At 72.5% G+C, this 6,372-nt stretch carries 1 protein-coding gene and 1 pseudogene; both read left to right on the top strand.

Annotated features, from left to right (window positions below; all coding sequences use genetic code 11):
• Nucleotides 1-420: pseudogene (locus E3O60_RS18430) on the top strand (hypothetical protein); the annotation flags it as partial.
• A complete protein-coding gene (locus E3O60_RS04500; protein WP_134497262.1) occupies nucleotides 417-6,332 on the top strand; it encodes an Ig-like domain-containing protein in 5,916 nt (1,971 codons plus the stop codon). The pseudogene E3O60_RS18430 and the gene E3O60_RS04500, both read left to right, overlap by 4 nt.
• The last annotated feature ends 40 nt before the right edge of the window (nucleotides 6,333-6,372 follow it).

Below are 6,372 nucleotides of genomic sequence, written 5' to 3'. Positions count from 1 at the left end.
CGTCCGCGCCCCGCCCAGCGGCGGCGCACTCTCGCGGCCGTCGTCGCCGGCGGCCTGCTGGTGGTCGGGCTCGGCGTCGTCGCCGGCGCCCTGCTGCTCGGCCCGGTGCTCTCCGGCGCTCCCGCGAGCCCGGGGGACTCCGCGCTGCCGCGGGTCAGCGATGTCACCGGCCGCGCGGGCGATGGCACCATTGTGTTCAGCTGGGCCGACCCGGGCCTGCGCGACAGTGACAGCTACGTGGTCAGCCTGCGGAGCGGCGAGAGCAGCATCCAGCGCGGCACCCAGTTCACGGTCCAGACCGACACCGCGCCGAGCGGTGCCCGGACGCCGGTCTGCGTCACCGTGAGCGTGAACCGCGACGGACGCACCGGCGCCGCCAGCACCGAGAAGTGCGTCGACCCGGCCACGGGAGCGCAATGATCCGCCGCTGGCTGGCCACGCACCGCTCCCTCGCCGCCTCGATCACCGGCGGAACCCTGGTCACCGCCCTGGTGGTCACCGTCGCGGTGGTCTCCGGCGGCTACACCGCGCAGAAAGTCGACCTGGGTGACGCAGCCGTGTGGGTGGCCAGCGAAACCCGGCAGCTGGTGGGCAGAGTCAACACCGAGATCGCCGAACTGAACACCGTGGTTCCCGTCGAATCCGACCGCACCTCCGTGGTGCAGCACGGTGGGACAGTGCTCGTGGTCGACGCCGGCAACGGCACCCTGGACATCCTCGACCCGGCCACCGCGACGGTCACCGACAGTGTGGCGCTGCCGCCGGATGCCCCCGAGGTGCGTCTGGCGGGCGACCTAGCCGCGATCTCGGCCGACGGCGACCTCTGGCGGGCGAACAGCGCCGACCTGGCGACTTTCGACAGCACCACAGATCCCGCCCTCGCGCTGGGCACCGGGACCCTGTTCAGCCTCGACGCGGTCGGCGTCCTGTTCGCGTTCACCCCGGCCACGCAGACCCTCGTGCGGATCGACCCCGACCACCCGGATGCCGTCGCCGAGACGAGGACGGTATCGGCCGGGGACCCCTCAGACGTCTACCAGCTCAGCCAGGTGAACGGCAGCTGGGCGCTGCTGAACACGACTACCGGCATCCTGCACCTACCCCAACGCGCCGTCGACCTCAGCGGCAGCCTCACTGACCTGCCCCGACTGCAGGAGCCGGCGACGGCCGGCGACAGGGTTCTGATCGCGCACCGCAGCGGTCTGCTCAGCGTGCCACTCGACCGTGGGGCTGCCACCGAACTCCTGGCCGACCAGTCTGTCGCCGGCAGCCCGGCCGCGCCCGCCCAGGACGGTCGATGTGCCTACGCGGCGTGGACGGACGGCACCGCCTGGCAGGCCTGCGGCATCGGCTCGCCGGCTGGAACCACGGCAACCCTCGCCGGACTCGCCGGCGACGCGCGCCTGGAATACCGGCAGAACGGCACCCGGCTGCTGCTCAACGACGCCCGCAACGGCGCCACCTGGAACGTGCAGCGGGACAACGAACTCATCGACAACTGGGACGACCTCATCGACCCAGTCTCCGACCAGCAGGAGGTGACCAGCGCCACCGACGACACCCCGCCGGACTACGAGGACACCCAGCTGCCGCCGGTCGCGATCGACGACGCGTTCGGCGCCCGCCCCGGCCGCACGGTCACCCTGCCGGTGCTCCTGAACGACTACGACCCCAACGACGACGTGCTGGTCATCGACGGTGTGGAACCGCCGCCGGCCGAGCAGGGCCGCATCGACCTGGTCGCCGGCAACCAGCAGCTGCAGCTCACCCTCACCCCTGAGGCGTCCGGCAGCCTCAGCTTCGACTACACGGTCAGTGACGGACGCGGCGGCACCGCCGACGCCACCGTCACGGTCACGGTCCGCAGCCCGGACGAAAACTCCGCCCCCGCACAGGCCCGCCAGACCCGGGCCACCGTCGCGGCCGGCGGCAGCGTCGAGACCCAGGTGCTCGGCGACTGGATCGACCCGGACGGTGACCCGTTCTACCTCACCGCGGCCACCGCCGCGGTCCCGGACACCGCGACCTCGACGCCGGCCGGCGCCGTGCTGTTCACGGATGCCGGCGACGGCGGCGACGCCGCCCAGGTCGGCCTCGCCGTCTCGGACGGCAGCCTCACCGGCGCGGGGACCCTGGACGTGACGGTGCGTGCGGCCGGGACCGTGCCCATCGTCGCCGACGCGTTCGCCGTGCGCACCACGGCGGGCAGCGAGGTCACCGTCGCTCCGCTGGAGCACGCCCGCGGCGGCAATGGTCCGCTCCGCCTGGGCGCTGTGCCAGACAAGCCCGGTGTCAGCATCACGGCGGACTTCGCCGGCGGAACCTTCAGGTTCGCCACCGACACCGTCGGCGTGCACTACCTGGACTACGCGGTGACCGACGGCGCGACCACCGTGACCGGGCTGATCCGGGTCGACGTCGACCCCGCCCCTGACAGCCCCGGCCGGCCCATCACGGTGCCGCATACCGCCTTCCTGCGCCCGCAGCAGCCCACCGTCATCGACGTGCTCGCAACCGACATCGATCCGGCCGGGGGAGTGCTGCTGGTCACCGGAAGCTCCAACGTGCCTGCCGGCAGCGGACTGACCGTCGAGATCCTCGACCAGCACCTTCTGAGGGTCACCCTGACCCGCCCGCTCGAGTCGGGCACGACCAGCTTCGACTACACGGTGAGCAACGGCCTTGCCTCGGCCACCGGCACCGTCACGGTGATCGAGATCCCCGCGGCGACCACCAGACAGCCGCCCGTCGCGGCGGCAGACTCGGTGTCGGTCCGGGTCGGCGACACCATCGACATCCCCGTGCTCGTCAACGACGAACACCCCGACGGCGACCCGCTTACTCTCGACCCCGTGCTCTCGACCCCGCTGCCCGCCGGCGCCGGGCTGCTCTTCGCCTCCGGCCGGGTGTTGCGCTACCTCGCCCCGGCCAGCACCGGCAACTTCACCGCCGTGTACAGGGTGAGCGCCCCTGACGGGCAGTTCGCCAACGCCGAGGTGCGCATCTCGGTGCGGGAGACCGACGCCGCCACCAACAACCCGCCGCTGCCGCCCACCGTCACCGCCCGGGTGCTGGCGGGTGACACCGTGCGCATCCAGATCCCGCGCACCGGGATCGACCCCGACGGTGACTCCGTGCAGCTGCTCGGCCAGGAGACCAACCCCGAGAAGGGCACCGTCACCGCCATCGACGCCGACTCGCTCAGCTACCGGGCCGGCGACTACTCAGCGGGTACAGACACCTTCAGCTACGCCGTCATCGACGCCCTCGGCGCCCGTGCCACCGGCACCGTGCGGGTGGGCATCAGCCCGCGCCCGGACGGGGCCCGCAACCCGGTCGCCGTGCCGGATGAGGTGACCGTGCGGCCCGGATCCCGGGTGTCGGTGCGGGTGCTCGGCAACGACTCCGACCCCGACGGCGGCGCACTGAGCATCACCGCGGTCGAGGCGACGGATGGTGCCGCGAGCGGGGCCGCCGGCACCGCCGTCGTCGACGGTGACCTCGTCGTGGTGCGCGCCCCGAACGTCAACGGCCGGTACGGCTTCGTCTATCAGATCCAGAACGAGCGCGGCGGCACCGGCTCCGCGTTCCTCACCGTCGTCGTGACCCCGGACGCCCCCCGGGCCCTCCCCGAGGCCGCCGACACCCGGTTGAGGCTCTCCGATGTGCTGGGCCGCGACACCGTCGACGTCGACGTGCTCGCCAGGGTGTTCTTCGCGGAAGGGTCGGCCAGGGACCTGTTGCTGGCCGTCCTGCCCGGCTACGACGGCGCGGCGACGGTCACCGACACCGCCCGGATCCGCGTGTCCGTCGCCAAGACCAGCCAGATCATCCCGTTCAGCGTCAGCCACCCCCAAGACCCCGAGATCATCGCCTACGCGTTCGTCTGGGTACCGGGAACCGACGACGCCCTCCCGCAGCTGCGGGCCGGGGCCGCCAAACTCGTCGTGGCCAGCGAGGCCACCATCGACATCGACATCAACGACTACGTCGTCGCCGTCGGCGACAAGCCCGTGCAACTGACCGACCGCAACACCGTGCGTGCCACGCACGCCAACGGCGCCGAACTCGCAACGGGTGCCCATACGCTCGCGTTCACCAGCGCGGACCAGTATTTCGGGCCCGCCTCCATCTCCTTCGAGGTGACCGACGGCGCCAGTGCGACCGACCCCGCCGGACGCACTGCCACGATAGTGCTGCCGATCACCGTGACACCGCGGGAGAACCAGCCGCCCGCATTCGACGGGGCGGGAATCGACTTCGAACCCGGCCAGAAGAAAGTCATCGACCTGGCCAAGCTCACCTCCTACCCCTACCCGGAGGACCGCGACGAACTCGCCTACACTGTGCTCGACCCGGTGCCGACCGGCTTCGAGCAGACGCTGAACGGCAGCCTGCTCACCGTGACCGCTCTGGACGGCACCCCGAAGGGCAGCACCAGCGCGGTCACGATCGGGGTGCGCGACGACCTCAGCACCGGAAAGGCCGGGCGCGTCGAACTGAAGGTCGTGGCCTCCACCAGACCCCTCGCGCTGCCGGCGACGGATGCGGCCATCGCGCCCCGCGGGCGCAGCACCGTCATCGATGTGCTCGCCAACGACGGCGCCACCAACCCGTTCCCCGCGGTCCCACTGCGCGTGCTCGCGGTACGCGGGCTGGATGCGGCCGCGCTGCCCGCCGGGGTGACGATCACACCCAGCGCCGACAACAGCAGACTCACCGTGCGGGTGTCCGCCGACGCGCAGCCCACCGACAGCACCCTGCAGTACCAGGTCGCTGACGCCACCAACGACCCCGACCGGTACACCTGGGGCACCGTTCGGGTATCGGTGCAGGACGTTCCCGACGCCGTCACCGGGCTGCGGGCCACGGGCTTCTCCGACGGACGCGTCACCGTGGTCTTCAACCCCGGCGCCGCCAACAACTCGCCCATCACCGGCTACCAGGTGACCACCCTCGACGCCGCCTCCGGCCGCCCCCTCGGCAGCACAGTGTGCGCGGCCACTTCCTGCACCCTCGCCACACCCGGCAACGGGCAGGCGAACGCCGTGCGCGTCAGCGTCGCCGCGCAGAACGGCGTCGGCACAGCGACGGCAGCCACCCTCGCCGCCACGGTCTGGTCCGACGTGATCCCGGCCGCACCCACCGGGCTCACCGCCGTGCCCGAAGACGGTGCCCTGCTGCTCGGCTGGGACGTCGTGGCGGCGACGGGCGGCGGCACCGCCATCCGCGGCTACCAGGTCAGTGTCGCCGGGGTCGCCCAACCCGAGGTGAGCGCCACCGGAGCCCGCTGCGCGGCCGCCCGCTGCACCCTGCGCGTAGACGGCCTGGCCAACGGGACCAGCATTGGCTACACCGTCAGTGCCCGCAACGACGCCTACCCCGCCCTGTCGAGCTGGAACACCACCGCCGCCACCGGAACGCCGTACGGCGCGGCGGTCGCCGGCGGGATCACCGCGACGGCGACCGATGTCAGCGGCGCCGTCACCGTGACCTGGGACGGTTTCGCCGATCGCGGCGACGCCGTCGCGGGTTACTTCGTGCAGCGGATCAGCGGCGGCGGGCAGCCCACCGGCGCGCAGGCCTGCTCGGTGTCGAGCCCCGCGCCCGGCACCGTCACGGCACCCCGCGCCGGAGGGGTGGTGCTCGACCAGAAAAGTGTGCCGGCCGGCGGGCGCAGCGCCGTGTTCGACGGCCTGCTCGCCGACGATGGCAGTTACTCATTCGTGGTCTGGGGGTACAACCGGGCCGGCTGCGCGGCGACCGCCGTTGCCACGGTCCTGGTGCGGCCCGCTCCCGGCGCGATCAGCCAGGTGCAGGGTGCGATGGAGCAGCAGGGTGACGCCTGGGACTACCACCTCACCGGGGTGACCCCGTCAGCCGGTGTCGACCACTACAACATCCGGGCCGCGGATGGCTCCGGCTCGGTACAGCGCTTCGGCGGCAGCACCTGGCCGCGCGACCTGCTCGGCCTGCCGTTCGGCTCCGCGGTGGCCTTCCAGCTGCAGGCCTGCACGGTGTGGGGCTCCTGCGGGCCGTGGTCGGGCACCACCACCGCGCCGGAGGCATCCGTCACCTTCACCGTGACCGGACTGGCCTACGACGGCCCGTCCGGCCGGTTCTCCTGGACCGGCGCGCCGCAGAACGGCACCCTCGCGGCGACCTTCGCGTGCGCGGTCGCCGGAACGGCGTCGACTCCGGCCGACAGCGCCACCACCTGCACCCTGCCCGGCCCGCTGCCCGAATCCGGCACAGTGCTGCTCACCGTGACGGTGGACGGCCACACCTTCGACTACTCCCGCCCGATCCCGAAGAAAGCGATCACCCCATGACCCTGACCCCCGATCGTGTGAGCCCAGGCCAGCCGGGCGC

The sequence above is a fragment of the Cryobacterium sp. TMB1-7 genome (assembly GCF_004402435.1).
Classification (GTDB): Bacteria; Actinomycetota; Actinomycetes; order Actinomycetales; family Microbacteriaceae; genus Cryobacterium; species Cryobacterium zongtaii.
Note: the sequence above shows the minus strand (reverse complement) of the source record. Positions and strands in the feature narration are given on the sequence as shown.